At 64.0% G+C, this 15,734-nt stretch carries 13 protein-coding genes; 7 read left to right on the forward strand and 6 right to left on the reverse strand.

Annotated elements, in window-relative coordinates:
• Positions 1 to 85: 85 nt before the first annotated feature.
• From accC to ACTIGC_RS10525, 3 genes are read right to left on the reverse strand one after another with little or no spacing between them, the layout of a single operon-like run.
• Positions 86 to 1,438 carry an acetyl-CoA carboxylase biotin carboxylase subunit gene (gene accC / locus ACTIGC_RS10515; RefSeq protein WP_127567438.1) on the reverse strand — a complete coding sequence of 451 codons (1,353 nt, stop codon included), beginning with the start codon at positions 1,436 to 1,438 and terminating at the stop codon, positions 86 to 88.
• A gap of 10 nt (positions 1,439 to 1,448) precedes the next feature.
• Positions 1,449 to 1,940, reverse strand: a complete 492-nt coding sequence (gene accB / locus ACTIGC_RS10520) for an acetyl-CoA carboxylase biotin carboxyl carrier protein (RefSeq protein WP_439634355.1) — start codon at positions 1,938 to 1,940, stop codon at positions 1,449 to 1,451.
• An 11-nt stretch (positions 1,941 to 1,951) separates the two neighbouring features.
• Complete coding sequence (locus tag ACTIGC_RS10525; protein WP_439634356.1) at positions 1,952 to 2,413, reverse strand: type II 3-dehydroquinate dehydratase; 462 nt, start codon at positions 2,411 to 2,413, stop codon at positions 1,952 to 1,954.
• Positions 2,414 to 2,551: 138 nt separating this feature from the next.
• Between ACTIGC_RS10525 and thiS the strand changes: the two genes are divergently transcribed.
• The 4 genes from thiS (at position 2,552) to ACTIGC_RS10545 (ending at position 5,068) form a co-directional block, all read left to right on the forward strand.
• Positions 2,552 to 2,788, forward strand: a complete 237-nt coding sequence (thiS, locus tag ACTIGC_RS10530) for a sulfur carrier protein ThiS (RefSeq protein ID WP_439634357.1) — start codon at positions 2,552 to 2,554, stop codon at positions 2,786 to 2,788.
• 37 nt (positions 2,789 to 2,825) lie between these two features.
• Positions 2,826 to 3,638, forward strand: coding sequence for a thiazole synthase (locus ACTIGC_RS10535; protein ID WP_439634358.1), 813 nt, complete (start codon positions 2,826 to 2,828; stop codon positions 3,636 to 3,638).
• A gap of 335 nt (positions 3,639 to 3,973) precedes the next feature.
• Positions 3,974 to 4,393, forward strand: coding sequence for a VOC family protein (locus ACTIGC_RS10540; protein WP_439634359.1), 420 nt, complete (start codon positions 3,974 to 3,976; stop codon positions 4,391 to 4,393).
• Positions 4,394 to 4,435: 42 nt separating this feature from the next.
• Positions 4,436 to 5,068: a DUF998 domain-containing protein gene (locus tag ACTIGC_RS10545; RefSeq protein WP_439634360.1), complete on the forward strand. Its 633-nt coding sequence runs from the start codon at positions 4,436 to 4,438 to the stop codon at positions 5,066 to 5,068.
• Here ACTIGC_RS10545 and ACTIGC_RS10550 read toward each other — a convergent pair.
• The 3 genes from ACTIGC_RS10550 to ACTIGC_RS10560 form a co-directional block, all read right to left on the reverse strand.
• Positions 5,065 to 5,793, reverse strand: a complete 729-nt coding sequence (locus ACTIGC_RS10550; protein WP_439634361.1) for a DsbA family protein — start codon at positions 5,791 to 5,793, stop codon at positions 5,065 to 5,067. The two genes, ACTIGC_RS10545 and ACTIGC_RS10550, sit on opposite strands and share 4 nt — an antisense overlap.
• A 28-nt stretch (positions 5,794 to 5,821) precedes the next feature.
• Entirely contained in the window at positions 5,822 to 7,273 is a 1,452-nt protein-coding gene (locus ACTIGC_RS10555; RefSeq protein ID WP_439634362.1) for a M48 family metalloprotease, read from the reverse strand.
• A 116-nt stretch (positions 7,274 to 7,389) separates the two neighbouring features.
• Positions 7,390 to 10,050 carry a ribonuclease E/G gene (locus ACTIGC_RS10560; RefSeq protein ID WP_439634363.1) on the reverse strand — a complete coding sequence of 887 codons (2,661 nt, stop codon included), beginning with the start codon at positions 10,048 to 10,050 and terminating at the stop codon, positions 7,390 to 7,392.
• A gap of 564 nt (positions 10,051 to 10,614) precedes the next feature.
• Here ACTIGC_RS10560 and ACTIGC_RS10565 point away from each other — a divergent pair.
• The 3 genes from ACTIGC_RS10565 (at position 10,615) to prfB (ending at position 15,720) form a co-directional block, all read left to right on the forward strand.
• Entirely contained in the window at positions 10,615 to 11,874 is a 1,260-nt protein-coding gene (locus ACTIGC_RS10565; RefSeq protein WP_439634364.1) for an N-acetylmuramoyl-L-alanine amidase, read from the forward strand.
• A 123-nt stretch (positions 11,875 to 11,997) separates the two neighbouring features.
• The gene (locus ACTIGC_RS10570) at positions 11,998 to 14,481 is read left to right on the forward strand and encodes a penicillin-binding protein 1A (RefSeq protein WP_439634365.1); all 2,484 of its coding nucleotides are present in this window, start codon (positions 11,998 to 12,000) and stop codon (positions 14,479 to 14,481) included.
• 125 nt (positions 14,482 to 14,606) lie between these two features.
• A protein-coding gene (gene prfB, locus ACTIGC_RS10575) for a peptide chain release factor 2 (protein ID WP_439634366.1) occupies positions 14,607 to 15,720 on the forward strand; the annotation gives its coding sequence in 2 pieces (ribosomal slippage) (positions 14,607 to 14,675 and positions 14,677 to 15,720; 1,113 coding nt in all).
• The last annotated feature ends 14 nt before the right edge of the window (positions 15,721 to 15,734 follow it).

Raw genomic sequence — 15,734 nt, forward strand, 5'->3', positions numbered from 1 at the left:
CCCCCCTCCGTCTCGCTGACGCTCGACACCTCCCCCGTAAACGGGGGAGGACATCGGAACCGTCAGGCGTTCCACAGCCAAGGCCTTAAGCCTTCGCGTTGCGCTCTGCCAGCCAGCTCTCCAGCCAGCGGATATGGTAATCGCCGCTGATGAAGTCCGGCTCCTCCAGCAGATCAAGATGGAGCGGGATCGTCGTTTCGATGCCGCCAATGACCATCTCTTTGAGCGCGCGCTTCAGGCGCATGATCGCCTCGTGCCGGTCGCGCCCATGCACGATCAGCTTGCCGATCAGGCTGTCATAATAAGGCGGGATGGAATAGCCGGCATAGAGGCCTGAATCCAGGCGCACGCCGGGGCCGCCGGGTGCATGGAACTCGGTCACCTTCCCGGGCGAGGGCGTGAAGGTATAGGGGTTTTCTGCGTTGATCCGGCACTCTATGGACCAGCCATTGACCTTGATATCGTCCTGGGTGAGTTCCAGCTTCTCGCCCGCGGCCACGCGGATCTGCTCGCGCACCAGGTCGATACCCGTGATGAGCTCGGTAACGGGGTGCTCCACCTGCAGGCGGGTATTCATCTCGATGAAGAAGAACTCGCCATTCTCGTAGAGGAATTCCACCGTACCGGCGCCGCGATAGCCGATTGCGCCGACCGCCTTGCGCACGATCTCGCCAATGCGTGAGCGTTCCTCAGGGGTGAGGGCCACGGACGGGGCTTCCTCAAGGATTTTCTGGTGGCGGCGCTGCAGCGAACAGTCCCGCTCGGCCAGATGGAGCACATTGCCGTGCTCATCGGCCATCACCTGTATCTCGATATGACGCGGCTTGCCGAGATAGCGCTCGATATAGACCGCGCCATCGCCAAAGGCGGCTTGCGCCTCGGTGGAGGCCGTCTGCAGCGCGCTTTCCAGCTTGTCTTCGGTCTCGGCCACCTTCATGCCGCGCCCGCCGCCACCGGCCGCCGCCTTGATGAGGACCGGGAAGCCGACTTCCTTGGCCACTTTGCGCGCTTCAGCCATGTCCGAGATCGCGCCGGCAGAGCCCGGCACCACGGGAATGCCAGCCTCGACGGCGGCTTTCTTGGCCGTGATCTTGTCACCCATCAGGCGGATGGTTTCCGGCTTGGGACCGATGAAGGTCAGGCCGTGAGCCTCCACGATCTCGGCAAAGCGGGCATTCTCCGACAGAAAGCCATAGCCGGGGTGGATGGCCTGCGCGCCAGTGATCTCGGCAGCGGCGATGATGGCCGGGATATGCAGGTAGGAACGGCCAGCCGGGGGCGGGCCAAGGCACACGCTCTCATCGGCCAGCTTGACGTGCATGGCTTCTGAATCGGCTTCGGAATGGACCGCCACGGTGCGGATACCCATTTCCTGGCAGGCGCGGTGGACGCGCAGGGCGATCTCGCCCCGGTTCGCGATCAGGATTTTCTCAAACATCGGGCCGCTCCTAGATGAGGGTGAAGAGCGGCTCGCCGTATTCGACAGGCTGGGCATCGCTGACCAGCAATTCACCGATCTTGCCCGAGCGCGGCGCGGTAATCGGGTTGAAAGTCTTCATCGCCTCGATGAGGAGGATGGTGTCGCCTTCCTTCACGCTCTGGCCGGGTTTGACGAAATTATCGGCGTCCGGGTTGGGGCGCAGATAGACCGTGCCGACCATGGGCGAGTTGACGGCGTTCGCGGCCTTCGCCGCAGCGGGAGCCGGATCGGCAGAGGGCGCAGCTGCCACGGATGCGGGCGGCGCAGCGGGAGCGGCCATCGGGGCCGCCGCCATCGGCGCGGCCTGCGTGTAGACCGGCGCCGGCACTTCGCGCGCCACGCGGATATGCAGCTCTCCTTGCGCGACCTCGATCTCGGTCAGGTCGGTATCATTGAGGATGTCCGCGAGCTGACGGATGAGTTTCGGGTCGATACCGGGTTTGGAGGGCGTGGAAGCCATGTGGAGAACCTTTATGCTTTTGTCTTCGGGCCGGACGCAGCGATCAGCGCGTGGGCGGCCTCTATGCCAAGGATGTAGCTGCGGGCGCCGAACCCGCTGATTGTGCCGGAAACGGCGCTGGAAACATAGGAGTGATGGCGGAACGCCTCGCGCGCAGCCGGTTGGGACAGATGTATCTCTATGGCCGGAATGGCAATCGCCTTCAAGGCGTCGTGCAGCGCAACCGATGTATGGCCATAACCGGCCGGGTTGATGATGAGGGCGGACGCGGCGCGTCCGGCCTCCTGCACGGCATCGATCAGCACGCCTTCATGGTTGGTCTGGCGGAAATCGATGGTCAGGCCCAGCATGCTGGCATGCTCGGCGCACGCCGCCTCAATGTCGGACAGCGTGGCAGAGCCGTAAATCTCCGGCTCGCGCGTGCCGAGCAGGTTGAGATTGGGTCCGTTCAGGATGAAAAGCGGCCTGGCCACCTGTACACTGTCCCCCGGCTGGTCTGTCTGATGCGCCCAGGCGGTGCAAAACCCGGACCGCAGCGCCATATGTCGTTTCTACGACGCCTCGCGCCGTATAAACAAGGACTACCGGCATTTTAAAGGAAACGGGACGCCATGATGAAGACCGCCAGCGCCGCCACTGACACCGCCATTCGCGTGACGCTGAATGGCGAGGCGCGCGACCTGCCCGCCGGCCTGTCGCTGTCGGCCATGCTGATCCATCTGGGGCTGGACCCGCGCAAAGTCGCCGTGGAGCGCAATCTGGAGATCGCGCCGCGCTCTGCCTATGGAGATATTGCGATTGCCGATGGCGACCGGCTGGAAATCGTCCAGTTCGTGGGTGGGGGGTAGGGTGACGCCATCCCGATAGAGCGCTAGATAAGCGGCCATGACCGAGAAAACCTCCCCCTACACCGCCTCCACCCTGCCTGAAGACCGCCCGTTCACGGTGGCCGGGCGGACGTTCAACTCCCGCCTCATCATCGGTACGGGCAAGTACAAGAGCTATGAGGAGAATGCGCGCGCGCTTGCAGCCTCCGGCGCGGAGATCATCACGGTCGCGCTGCGCCGGGTGAATTTGTCAGATCCCAGCCAGCCCATGCTGGTCGATCATATCGACCCGAAAAAGGTCACCTTCCTGCCGAACACGGCCGGGTGCTTTACCGGCGAGGACGCCGTGCGCACGCTGCGTCTCGCGCGTGAGGCGGGTGGCTGGAACCTCGTGAAGCTGGAAGTGCTGTCAGACCCCAAGCATCTCTATCCGGAGATGGAGGAGACGCTGCGCGCCACCAAGATGCTGATCGCGGACGGTTTCGACGTGATGGTCTATTGCTCTGACGACCCGGTCTATGCCCGCAAGCTGGAAGACGCTGGCGCGTGCGCGATCATGCCGCTGGGCGCGCCCATTGGCTCAGGGCTGGGCATCCAGAACCCGGTCAATATCCGCCTCATCATCGAAGCGGCGAAGGTGCCGGTCATCGTCGATGCGGGCGTCGGCACGGCCTCTGACGCCACTATCGCGATGGAGCTGGGCTGCGATGGCGTGCTGATGAATACCGCGATTGCCGAAGCCAAAGACCCGGTGCGCATGGCCAGCGCGATGAAGCACGCCGTCATCGCGGGCCGCGAGGCTTACTTGGCTGGCCGCATGCCCATGAAGCGCTACGCCGATCCCTCCAGCCCGCTGGCGGGGCTGATCTGATGGCGCTGCCGGAGCGCACTTGGTCACCGTGGCGCATAGTAAGAGGTGCGGTCCTTATCGTCGGGGCTGTAGCCTTGATGGGCACCCTCTGGCTTTTTATCGGAATGATATTCTTTGCCTTCAACGCTCAGCTAATCGGTGCAGTGATTTACTATTCGCTGATGGCTGCTGCGGCTTTCGTAATCGGGCGATGGGTTTGGCGGAGGTTGTAACGCCTAGTATCCCCCAAAGAGAAAAGCACCTGCGCGAGAACGACGAAGGACGAGGGCCACACCCTTGACTTGTTCCCATAATGTTCCGATGGTCCAAAGCCACCGGAACAAGGAAGTCCACCCATGATGGAAGCTCGCCTGTCTCTCGTCACGCTGGGCGTGGCAGACCTTGCCCGGTCGAAGGCCTTCTACGAAGCGATGGGGTTCAAGGCTGCATTCGCGAACGATCAGATCGTATTCCTGCCTATGGGCGGCATGGTGCTGGCGCTCTTCGGCAAGCACGATCTCGATGCCGACATGGCACGCGAGAATGCCGGACATGGCCATATCGCACTCGCCCACAATACCCGCAGTGAGGCCGAGGTGGATGCCATCATCGACCACGCCGTGGCCAGCGGCGGCAGCCTGCTGAAAGCCGCGCACAAGGCCGACTGGGGCGGGTATTCGGGTTATTTCGCCGACCCTGACGGCCATGCATGGGAAGTCGCCTTCAATCCCCACTGGACGATAGACCCCGAAGGGCGGATCAATATGGGTTCCTGACGGCGCGCTCCGCTCCGCCAGCGGCGCGCGGGGAGGGCGGTCATGGACATTGAAGTGCGGACATCAGGGCCGGTCTGGCCGTTGCGGTTCGCTCTGGCCACCGCCGTGTGGACGCTGGGGCTGATAGTCATCGGCGGTGCGTTTTATCCCGTGTATGACCAGGGCGGGCAATTCATCAGCGAGCTGAGTGCGGTGGACGCCCCCACCTATCCCTGGGCCGGTTGGCTCGGACTCATTCCCATCGGCATCTTACAGTGCCTGTTCTGCCTGACAGCGGCCCGCAGCGCGCCAAGGTCCGGCCTCGCTCTGGCGGGATTTGTCGCGCTTGCCGGTTACGGCATCGGCGCGATAGGTGGCGGGATTTTCCCGTGCGACGCAGCCAGTGGCTGTATGCCGGACGAACCAAGTACCTCCCAGATGCTCCACAACGCTATTGGCGGGGGCGGCTATCTGGTTGGTGTGCTCGGGCTCGTTCTTGTGGCGATAGCGGCGCTTGGCTGGAAGGGCGGCCGCGGGCTGGGCGCTCTGGGGCTGGTGGCGGCGGTGGTGGCTATCACAGCGCTGTTTGCCGTCGAGGCGTGGCCGGAATGGCGCGGCGCATTGCAGCGCGCGGCAGAGGCCGCCTTCCTGATCTGGTTTGTAGCCTGCGGCTGGTGGCTCAGCCGTCGGCGCTAGCCTTCCAGCGCGGCTGCCACGATCCGGTTGAGACGGCCGATATCGGCGCCGGGAATGATCTCGTTCCCGATCACGAAGAAGGGCGTACCGCTCACGCCGATCGACCGTGCGAGCTGATAGACGCTATCGAGATGTTCCTCGATTTCCGGCGCGGCCATTGCCTCACGCAGGGCGGGCGTTTCGATCCCGTGATCGGCGGCGATCTGGTTGATGCGTTCAGCGTTCATCGGTTGGCCGGCCTGCATCAGTGCATCGTGGAAATCGCCATAGATTTCCGGTGAGAGAGCCCAGACAGCCAGCGCGGCCCGGGCGGCTTCTTCCGATGCTGCGCCCAGCAGGGGCAGTTCCTTGAACACGACCCGCACACGGCCCTCATGGCGCTCCATCACGCCGGTCAGCCAGTCATTGACCTGCACGCAATAGGGGCAGCGATAGTCGAAAAACTCGACAATGGTCAGATCGGCATTTTCGGGCCCCACGGCCGGGTCACGTGCATCGGCAAAGAGGGCGTCGCGGTATTGCTGCGCCCCGGCTGCCAGCTGCGCCTGTTCGCGTGCGCGTGCCCTTTGCTGCAGGGCGACCAGCGCTTCCTCGATAACTTCCGGGTTCTCGACGATATAGCGATGCACGCGCTGATCGAAATCGTCCTCGGCGCGCGTCTCCTCGCTGCTGGCAGAGCAGGCGGCAAGGGCAAAGCAGGCGGCAAACGCGATCAGGAGGCGCATAAGGTCACTTTCGTAAAGCGGATGAGGATTAGTTGAAGCTGAGGCCGGTGCCGTGGTTGCGGCTGACGGGGACGAATTGACGGCGCTCTTGCTGAGCCCTGTTCCATTCGCGGATTTCCTGCGGCGTCGGTTCTGCAACCGCAATCAGTTCGCTGGCGCGCACCCAGGCCGGTGTGCCGCCCTCCAGCTCGTCGCGGGCGCGGCTGGCGAATACAAAGGCCTGCATATTGTTGCCAACGGCGAAGTAGCGCTCTGCCGTTGCCAGCTGGGCCAGTGCCGTCTCGCCGCGCGCTTCGTGTGCCAGCGCCAGCTGGAACCATGCCCAGCCGTTTTCCTGCTCGCGCGCCAGTGCGAAACGCAAGTGCGAAACGGCCTCATCAAGAGCATCCGCTTCATTGGTGCCTATCAGGGAGGCGGCAAGGTTTACCCGCAATAGCGGGGCGTCGGGCATAAGTTCCACCGACCGGCGATGCGGCGCAACGGAGTCGGCTATGCGTCCGCTTTCATACAGCATCTGGCCTTCCAGCTCGTGAAAGAAAGGGTTTTCCGGCTCCATCTCGATCAGCTGTGCCAGCCGCTCGCGCGCCAGTTCCAGGCGCCCCTGCCGGAAATAGGCCACCGCGCGGGCGTATACCGCCTCAAGGCTGGTATTGCTCTCCGGGTAGCGATGGAAAACCTGGGCCGGGGCGACGGTAAAGCCGATGATCTTGGCCTGGATGCGGCGCAGCTCGGCGATCTCCTCCGGGCTGTCCTCGACATCGGCATAGGGCGATGCCTCGACCCGGCGCCGCATGGCGTCGATACGCTGCGAGGACAGGGGATGCGAGCGGAAATACTCATACCGCCGGGCTTCGCTCATCACTTCCTGGTAGCGGAAGCGCTCGAAAGTGCTTACCAGCCCGCGTGAGGACTGGCCCGTACGGTCCAGAAAGGTGATGGCGGCCTGGTCGGCAGCTGCTTCCTGCGTGCGGGTGTAGCGCAGCATGTCTAGCGTGGCGAACTGGGGCGCGGAGGCCATGATGGCCGCGCCGCCGGCGCCTGCACCCGCCATGGCCGCGACGATACCCAGCCCCAGCGTCGCAATCATCGTCGCCATGGCACCGCGCGACCCGTCGCCAAAGCGCACAAGGTGTGCGCCTTCGATATGGCCGATTTCGTGGGCGATAACAGCTTTGATTTCGCCGGGGGTTTCGGCAATGACGATCGTGCCGGTATGCATGAAGATGTTCTGCCCGCGCGTAACGAAGGCGTTGAACTCGTTATTGCCGACCAGGTAGAAGCCGACCGAATTGCGGTCGAGGCCTGCTGCGTCCAGCAGCGGATCGGTGTAGCCGCGCATGACCGCCTCGATCTCGGTATCGCGGATCAGGCTTATGCTCTGGGCATGGGCAGGCGTGGACGGCAACACGACCATGGCTGCGCTGGCAGCGAAGGCGGTGGCCGTGGTGCAGCATTTCTTCAGGCGGGCAATAATCGTCATGGAGAGATAACCTCCGATCCTGTTTCCACCCCCTGCTTCGCCCTGAACGATAGCCTTTTCATGGCAGATCTGCAGCCCGTCAGTGCATGGCACCGGCGGGCTGCATATTTCCCGTGTCAGGAACCCAGTCCGAACAGCTTGCCGGAGCGCTGCCACCAGCCAGACCGCTTTGGCCCGGTGCTGTCGCTGGTCTGTGCCTCTTCGGCAGGCGCCACGTCCCCGGCGGCGTCGGCGGCCGGTGCCTCCGGCGCGGATTCAGCCTTCTTGGCGCGCGGTTTGCGGGCCGGTCTGGCCGGTTTGTCTTCCGGTGTCTTCGCTGCCGGCTCGGCCGTGTCCTCTACGGCACTCTCTTCAGCCTTGGCCGCCTTTCGCGCAGGTGCCTTGCGGGTGCGCTTGGGCTTCTCCGCCGCCTCGCTGGCCTCCGGTGCTTGGGCTGCAGACTCGTCTGAAGGGGCAGGATCGGCCTTCTTGCGCCGTGTGCGCTTGGGCTTGGGCGTCTCTTCGCTAGGGGCGGGCTCGCCGGACGCGGCAGGCGCGTCAGTCGCCTCAACAGCGCTTTCAGTCGCCGGTGCGGTCTCCGCCACAGCCTGCTTTCGGCGGCGAGAGGGGCGGGTGCGCGAAGGCGGCGTCTCGCCCGAACCAATGGCCTCACTTTCACCCGGCTCGATTACAGACAGGCCCGGAATGTCTGCGTCGCCGCCGGCATTGTTGCCTGAATCCTGTGTGGAGGCTGCGGCCTGATCGCCGGATGCTTCACCATCACCGCGCCGGCGGCGGCCACGGCCACCCCGGCGGCCGCGGCGGCGGCGCTTGCGGCCAGCTTCATCATCGCCGGCTTCGGCGCGTGCTGGTGCCGGCTGGCCGCCATCATTTTGCGCCTCGGTGCTTTCGCCTTCGGCGGCGTCTGCTTCGCCGCCCTCCTGTCCGGCTGCATCAGCGCGGTTGTCGCCATCACCCCGATTGCGTCCGCCCCGGCGACGGCGCTTGCGGCCACGGCGTTCTTCGCCCTGACCCTCTGCGCGAGCAGCTGGCTGGGTGCCCTCTGCAGCGCCGTCATCGTCCTCGTCTTCGAGTGAGGCTTCTTCCCTCGCGGCGCGCAGATCGGCCTCGTCCTCGGGGGTCAGTACGGCGGATTCAACGGTCAGCGGCTTGGGGATATAGGGCCCACGATCACCATCTTTGCGCGCTTCCAGCCGCTCGATGCGTGATCCGTCGCGTTTCAGATCGATATCTGTCGCGATGATGACGCGCATGTCGAAGCGCTGCTCGACGGCGCGCAGGTATTCGCGCTTCTCGTTCAGCAGGTAGAGGGCCACCTCGTTGGGCAGGTGCAGCGCGATTTTCGATGCGCGCCCTTTGAGCCCCTCTTCCTCGACGCTGCGAACAGCCGCCAGCGCGCTGGATTCCACACTGCGCAGATAGCCGATCCCGTTGCAGTGCGGGCAGGGTTCTGTGGAGCCTTCCACAAGGCTGGTGCGGCGGCGCTGACGGGAAATTTCCATCAGGCCGAACTGGGAAATTTTCGAGGTCTGGATGCGCGCCCGGTCTTTGGAGAGCGCCTCTTTCATCTTCTTTTCGACGGCGCGGACGTTCTTGGAGTCCTCCATGTCGATGAAGTCGATGATGATGAGGCCGGCCAGATCGCGCAGGCGCATCTGACGGGCAGCTTCCTCAGCCGCCTCCAGATTGGTGCGCAGCGCCGTCTGTTCGATATTGCGCTCTTTGGTCGACTTGCCCGAGTTCACGTCGATGGCGACAAGCGCCTCGGTCGGGTTGATGACCAGATAGCCACCGGATTTGAGCTGCGCGACCGGCGAGTAGATCGCCTCAAGCTGGCTTTCCGTGCCGTGGCGCAGGAAAAGCGGCATGTCGTCAGTATAGGGCTGCACCTTCGTGGCGTGGCTGGGCATCAGCATGCGCATGAAGCCCTTGGCTTCCTTGTAGGCTTCCTCGCCCTCGACCAGAACGTGCTCGATGTCCTTGTCATAGAGGTCGCGGATCGCCCGCTTGACGAGGTTTCCTTCCTCGTAAATCAGCGACGGAGCGACGGATTTCAGCGTGGTCTCGCGGATCGTCTCCCACAGCCGGATCAGATAGTCGTAATCGCGCTTGATCTCGAGCTTGGTGCGGGCCGCGCCTGCGGTGCGGATGATGAGCCCCATGCCGCGCGGCAGATCGAGGCCCTGAACGGCGCTTTTCAGGCGTTTGCGGTCCGTCGCGCTGGTGATCTTGCGCGAGATGCCGCCCCCGCGGTCCGTGTTGGGCATCAGCACGCAATAGCGTCCGGCCAGCGACAGATAGGTGGTCAGCGCCGCGCCTTTATTGCCGCGCTCCTCCTTGGAGACCTGCACCAGCATGACCTGGCGGCGCTTGATGACTTCCTGGATCTTGTATTTGCGAAGCAGATTGCGCCGCTTGCGGGCAATCTCCTCCATCAGGTCCTCGTCATCATCGGCATCGTCGCCGTTGTCGCCATCGGTGTCGGCGGTCAGCTCGGCTTCTGCCTCGCGCAGGGCCTGACGGTCCTCAAACGGGATCTGATAGTAGTCGGGATGAATCTCGTTGAAGGCCAGGAAGCCGTGCTTGTTACCGCCATATTCAACGAAAGCGGCCTGAAGCGAGGGTTCTACGCGGGTGACCTGGGCGAGATAGATGTTTCCACGGATAGGGCTGCGGGAGGCCGACTCAAAGTCGAAATCCTCAACGCGGTTGGAATCCACAATGACCACCCGGGTTTCTTCCGGGTGGGAGGCATCGATCAGCATTTTGCGGGACATAAAGGCGTGCTCCGGTGCGCGCGCCAGCACGAATCGCCCGGCCATTGAAGGCCAGGGTGACAGGCTGGGCGCTGAGTTGGGAGCGCAAGGGCGGCGTCGCTTCAGAAGGGAGTGAAGGGAAAGCACGCGCCTGGCGCATGTTCAAGGTTCCTTGTCGGCCTGCCCGGCAGCCCCCGGCTTGCAGGGGCAAAGCGCGGAACAGGCCGCTTTGACTGGTCTGGGCGCGTGCGCGCAGAACCGGATAAGCGGCCCGCGGCGTCTGCCCGGTAAATCTTTGCTGCCCCGTTGGTCCGCTTCAGAAGTCAGTGGCGTTGGCCAGACATCGTTTCGCGCGGGGCGAGGTAGTGAAGCGTGTCAGGCGCCAGCAAATGCCGGACTGGCTGACAGCGTTATCAACACCGAAGCACACCATGCACCATTCGCTCCGGGATGAAAAGCAAGCTTATCCGTGCTAGCCAGCGAATATCGTTACGCTCTGGTAACCGAATCGAAACCGGGGCGGGCTATTCTCTGTATGAGACCTGCGTGCAAGCAGGCCGGATGAGGGTGTAGTTACAGAGGGTGATGGCGGTGACGACCAGCAAGGGACTATCAAGCCTCACGGCATGCGCGGCGGCGCTGCTGGCCATGCTGGCCGCCGGATTCGCCCATGCAGACGAGATAATTGCCGTGCGCTTTGGCGTGCACGACACCCATACCCGCATCGTCATCGAGACCCGCTCCGAGATGGAGTTTCGCGCCTTTGCCTCCGGCGAAGTGTCGCCGCGGCTTGTTGTCGACATACCCGGCGCAGGCTGGGCCGTAAGCGGTCTGGATGGCGGGCAGGGGCAGGGACACGGCCTTGCCGGACGCTTCCGCTTTGAACCGGCCGCGCAGACACCCCGCCTGATCTTTGACCTCAACGAGAGCGCGCGGGTGCGCGAGAGCTTCAGCCTGCCTCCGGGCGAGGGCGGCCACCGCATCGTCATTGACATCGAACCGGCGCCTGCCGCCGTCGTTACGGCAAGTACGGGTTTCGATGTCGCGGGCCATACGCTGACGCAATATCTGGCCGAGCGTGTGCAGGTGTCGTACGTGCCGCCGCGCTGCGAGCGCCCGCGCATCGTCATCGATCCCGGCCATGGCGGGCGCGATCCGGGTGCGCCTGGCCGGTTTGGCGGCGTATCGGAATCACAGCTCGCGCTGGCTGCCGGACTGGCGCTGCGAGACATTTTGAATGCGCGCGGCCGCTATGAAGTCATCATGACGCGTGACCGGGACATTTTCCTGGAACTGGATGAGCGCATCCAGGTGGCGCGCCGGGCACAGGCCGACATCTTCATTTCCCTGCACGCCGATGCCGCACCGAACGGTGCTACCGGGCCGCGCGGCGCGGCTGTCTACACGCTTTCGGATTCGGGCACCAACCGGGCGCGCAACCGCGCGCGTCAGGACGGTGAGTGGCTGCAGACCAGCGCATCGCGCACCGAGCAGGTGAACAATCTGCTGCTGGAAATGTCACTGCAGGAAAAGCGCAATCAGTCGCTGATCTTCGCGGCTTCGATTCTGGAGGCATCCTCCTCGATCACGCCGCTCTTCCGGCACGAACCACTAGAGCGGGGATTCTGGGTCCTGCTGGATTCCCAGATACCGGCCGTTCTGTTCGAGATGGGCTTCATGACCAACCCGGACGACTCGCGCAATCTCAACACCCCGGCCTACCGCCAGCGCCTGATGACAGCTGTGGCCGATTCCATCGATAGCTATTTTGCCGTCTGCAACAATTCCGGGGCCGTCCGCACAGCCGCTGCGGGCAGCAATGCCGGTGGTCCGGCGCTGCGCTAGTACACTTGCCTGAAACCGGCTTGGACGGATCAGGCTCATCACGTCATAATGCCGCCGCAGTGAGGGGCATGGTCTGCTGCCGCGGCCATCAGGCAGGCGGCATGGGCTGGACGGGCGATATACATGGCAGTTTTCAGTGTGAAAAATTTCGGCAAGCTGGCCCTATGGGCAGGATCAACCATCGCCATCGTGGGCATTGTCGCTCTTGTGGCGGTGTCGATCTATGTCGTTCAGGTCACCGAGGACCTGCCAGACTACGAGCAGCTGGCCGAGTACGAACCGCCCATCATGAGCCGGATGCATGCCGGTGACGGCCTGCTGATCGCGGAATATGCCTTCGAGCGGCGGGTCTTTGTGCCGATTGAGGCCATTCCGCCGCACGTGGTTGAAGCCTTCCTCGCTGCCGAGGATGCCAATTTCTACAATCATGGCGGTATCGATCTGACGGGTATGGTCCGCGCCGCGATTGCCAATATCGGCAATATCCTCAATGGCAGGCGCCTTGAGGGCGGGTCGACCATCACGCAGCAGGTTGCCAAGAATTTCCTGCTCACCTCCGAACAGCGCGTTGCACGCAAGGTGCAGGAAATGGTGCTGGCAATTCGCATGGAGCGCGCCTTCACCAAGGACCGCATTCTGGAGCTTTATCTCAACGAGATTTTCCTCGGCAATCGGGCCTATGGGGTGGCGGCTGCTGCGCTGAACTATTTTGACAGCTCGCTGGACGAGCTGGAGCTGCACGAGATTGCCTATCTCGCAGCCCTGCCCAAGGCGCCGAACAACTACCACCCGGAGCGGCGTACCGAAGCGGCCATCGCCCGGCGCAACTACGTGCTGGCGCGCATGCACGTCAATGGCTTCATCACGGAAGCGGAGATGCGCGAAGCGCAGGCGCAGCCGCTGGAAACCGTACGCCGGCTGCAGGGCGAGACCTATCTGGCTGCGGAATATTTCGTCGAGGAAGTGCGCCGCGAGCTCTTCAATATGTATGGCGAGGAGCAGCTTTATTCCGGCGGCCTGTCGGTGCGAACCTCGCTCAATACGCGGGCCCAGCTGGCAGCCCGCTCGGCGCTGCGCGCAGGCCTGCTGGAATATGACCGCCGCTACGGCTATCGCGGGCCTCTGGCCACGCTAGAGGATTTTGATGCCTGGCCGGAACAGCTGGCCGAAATCGAGGTACCGCGCGATCTCGATGAAGGCTGGACCCACGCCGTGGTGCTGGAAGTGCGCGATGGCGATGTGTCCATCGGGATGGCTGACCGCGCCAGAGGCACGATACCGCTGTCCGAGCTGAGATGGGCGCGCCGTCCGTCGCGCTCCTCCACGACCAATTTCCCGGTGCTTGGCCCGGCCATCCAGCGTGCATCCGACGTGCTGGAGCTGGGCGATGTGGTGCTCGTACAGCGCCTGTCCGAAGACGGCGAGGCGTACGCCCTGCGTCAGGTACCCGAGGTCAATGGCGCGGTGATGGCGCTCGATCCCTATACGGGCCGGGTGCTGGCGATGATTGGCGGCTACTCCTTCCAGCAGAGCCAGTTCAACCGTGCCACGCAGGCGCGCCGCCAGCCCGGCTCCTCGTTCAAGCCGTTTGTGTATGCCGCCGCGCTGGACAATGGTTTCACGCCCGCCAGCATCATTCTGGACGCGCCGTTTGCGGCGACAGGGGGCGGGGACGCCCGCTTCTATCGCCCGTCCAACTATTCCGACCAGTTCTATGGCCCGTCGACCATGCGGCTCGGACTGGAGCTGTCGCGTAACGTCATGACCGTGCGTCTGGCGCAGGATACGGGCATGGAGCCCATCGCCGAATACGCGCAGCGCTTTGGCATCTACGACCGGATGGACCCGGTGCTCTCCATGTCCCTCGGCGCAGGCGAGACGACGCTGTGGCGCCTGATGAGTGCCTATGGCGCGCTGGTCAATGGCGGGCGGCGTGTGACGCCAACCCTGATCGACCGGGTGCAGGACCGTACCGGCCAGACAATCTATGTGCACGACCAGCGCGAATGCGTGGCGTGCGATGTGGAGGAATGGCGCGACGGGCTGGCCGAGCCGGAGCTTGCCGAGCTGGGTGAAGAGGTCGTCGATCCTGTGACGGCCTATCAGGTTGTCTCCATGCTGGAAGGCGCGGTGCGCCGCGGCACAGGCAGCGCCCTGAACGCGCTTGGCCGTCCGGTTGCCGGCAAGACCGGCACGACCAATGAATTCCGCGACGCCTGGTTTGTCGGCTTTACGCCCGACCTGGTGGTCGGTGTGTATGTCGGCTTTGACACGCCGGCGCCGCTGGGTTCCGGCGAGGCGGGCGGCCGGGCCGCTGCGCCGATTGCGCGCGATACCTTCGCGCCGATCCTTGAGGACTATCCTGTTGCGCCGTTCCGTGTGCCTGAAGGGGTGCGCCTGGTGCCGATTGATGCGCGCTCGGGCGAACCGTCCGTGCTCGGCCGGGCAGGCGTGATCCTTGAAGCGTTCCGTCCTGGTACCGAGCCGGTGCGCGGGGCCAGCCGCGAGGAAGAGACGCTGAGCTTTGGCTCGGGCCGCCTGCGTGAGGGCGAGCGCGAGGACAGCGAAACGCAAGATGCGCAGGAAAGTCTGGACGGAATTTACTGATCAACGCGCCGAGGCAATGACTGCCGATACAGCGCGGGCCTTGTGTGGTCCGGCCGTGTTGGCTATGCGCCTTGTGTCCCCATGTTCCGGGGCAAATTCACTTTCCGCAGCGAAACGGGTTTCTCATGCGCGCTGACATCGCGTCCTTCAAATCCTCCATCGAGCAGTCACTGGAACTGCTGAGGAGGCGTCTTTGACTGGGATCAGGCTGAAGCACGCCTTGATGAACTGAACGCGCGCGCGGAAGCGCCTGACTTCTGGAATGATGCTGCGCGGGCACAAAGCCTGATGCGCGAGCGCAACCAGCTCGACCGCCAGATGACCACGGTCCGCGAGATCGAGGCAGAGCTGTCCGAGACGGTGGAGCTGGCAGAGCTCGCCGACATGGAAGGCGATGAGGACCTCTATCAGGAGGCCGTGACGGCGCTCAAGGCCGTGAGTGAGCGGGCAGGGCGCGCAGAGCTGGAAGCGCTGCTGTCCGGCGAAGCGGACGGCAATGATTGCTATATCGAGATCCATCCGGGCGCGGGCGGTACCGAGGCCCAGGACTGGGCTGCGATGCTGACGCGGATGTATTCGCGCTGGGCGCAGAGCTCCGGCTACAAGGTGGAGGTGATCGAGGAGCAGGCGGGCGAGGAAGCCGGGCTGAAGTCTGCCACGCTGCTGATCAAGGGCGAGAACGCCTATGGCTGGCTGAAAACGGAGGCCGGTGTGCACCGCCTGGTGCGCATATCGCCCTATGACAGCTCCGGGCGCCGCCATACCAGCTTTGCCAGCGTCTGGGCCTATCCGCTGATCGATGACACGATCGAGATCGAGATACTCGACAAGGATGTGCGCACTGACACCTTCCGCGCCTCTGGCGCAGGCGGCCAGCACGTCAACAAGACCGATAGCGCCATCCGCCTGACCCACGAACCCACGGGCATCGTGGTGCAGTGTCAGGCTGATCGCTCCCAGCACAAGAACCGCGACACGGCGTGGAACATGCTGCGCGCGCGCCTGTACGAGCTGGAGCTGCAAAAGCGCGAAGCGGCCGCGCAGGCGGAGGCCGACGCCAAGACCGATATCGGCTGGGGCCACCAGATACGCTCCTACGTGCTGCAGCCCTACCAGATGGTCAAGGATTTGCGGACCAACGTCGAAACCTCCGACACGCAAGGCGTGCTGGACGGGGATCTGGATGCCTTCATGGCGGCGGCACTGGCCGCGCGGGTCGGCGGCGAGGCGGACGCCTGACGCGCAATCAACGC

The organism is Glycocaulis sp., from assembly GCF_051859565.1.
Taxonomy (GTDB): domain Bacteria; phylum Pseudomonadota; class Alphaproteobacteria; order Caulobacterales; family Maricaulaceae; genus Glycocaulis.

Bases quoted from the DNA above. Each gene is read 5' to 3' on its own strand.
- ACTIGC_RS10565 (WP_439634364.1), top strand. From the start codon at position 10,615: ATGGCGGTGACGACCAGCAAGGGACTATCAAGCCTCACGGCATGCGCG.
- accC (WP_127567438.1), bottom strand. From the start codon at position 1,438: ATGTTTGAGAAAATCCTGATCGCGAACCGGGGCGAGATCGCCCTGCGC.
- ACTIGC_RS10560 (WP_439634363.1), bottom strand. From the start codon at position 10,050: ATGTCCCGCAAAATGCTGATCGATGCCTCCCACCCGGAAGAAACCCGG.
- ACTIGC_RS10555 (WP_439634362.1), bottom strand. From the start codon at position 7,273: ATGACGATTATTGCCCGCCTGAAGAAATGCTGCACCACGGCCACCGCC.
- ACTIGC_RS10545 (WP_439634360.1), top strand. From the start codon at position 4,436: ATGGACATTGAAGTGCGGACATCAGGGCCGGTCTGGCCGTTGCGGTTC.
- ACTIGC_RS10550 (WP_439634361.1), bottom strand. From the start codon at position 5,793: ATGCGCCTCCTGATCGCGTTTGCCGCCTGCTTTGCCCTTGCCGCCTGC.
- thiS (WP_439634357.1), top strand. From the start codon at position 2,552: ATGATGAAGACCGCCAGCGCCGCCACTGACACCGCCATTCGCGTGACG.
- ACTIGC_RS10540 (WP_439634359.1), top strand. From the start codon at position 3,974: ATGATGGAAGCTCGCCTGTCTCTCGTCACGCTGGGCGTGGCAGACCTT.
- ACTIGC_RS10535 (WP_439634358.1), top strand. From the start codon at position 2,826: ATGACCGAGAAAACCTCCCCCTACACCGCCTCCACCCTGCCTGAAGAC.
- ACTIGC_RS10570 (WP_439634365.1), top strand. From the start codon at position 11,998: ATGGCAGTTTTCAGTGTGAAAAATTTCGGCAAGCTGGCCCTATGGGCA.
- accB (WP_439634355.1), bottom strand. From the start codon at position 1,940: ATGGCTTCCACGCCCTCCAAACCCGGTATCGACCCGAAACTCATCCGT.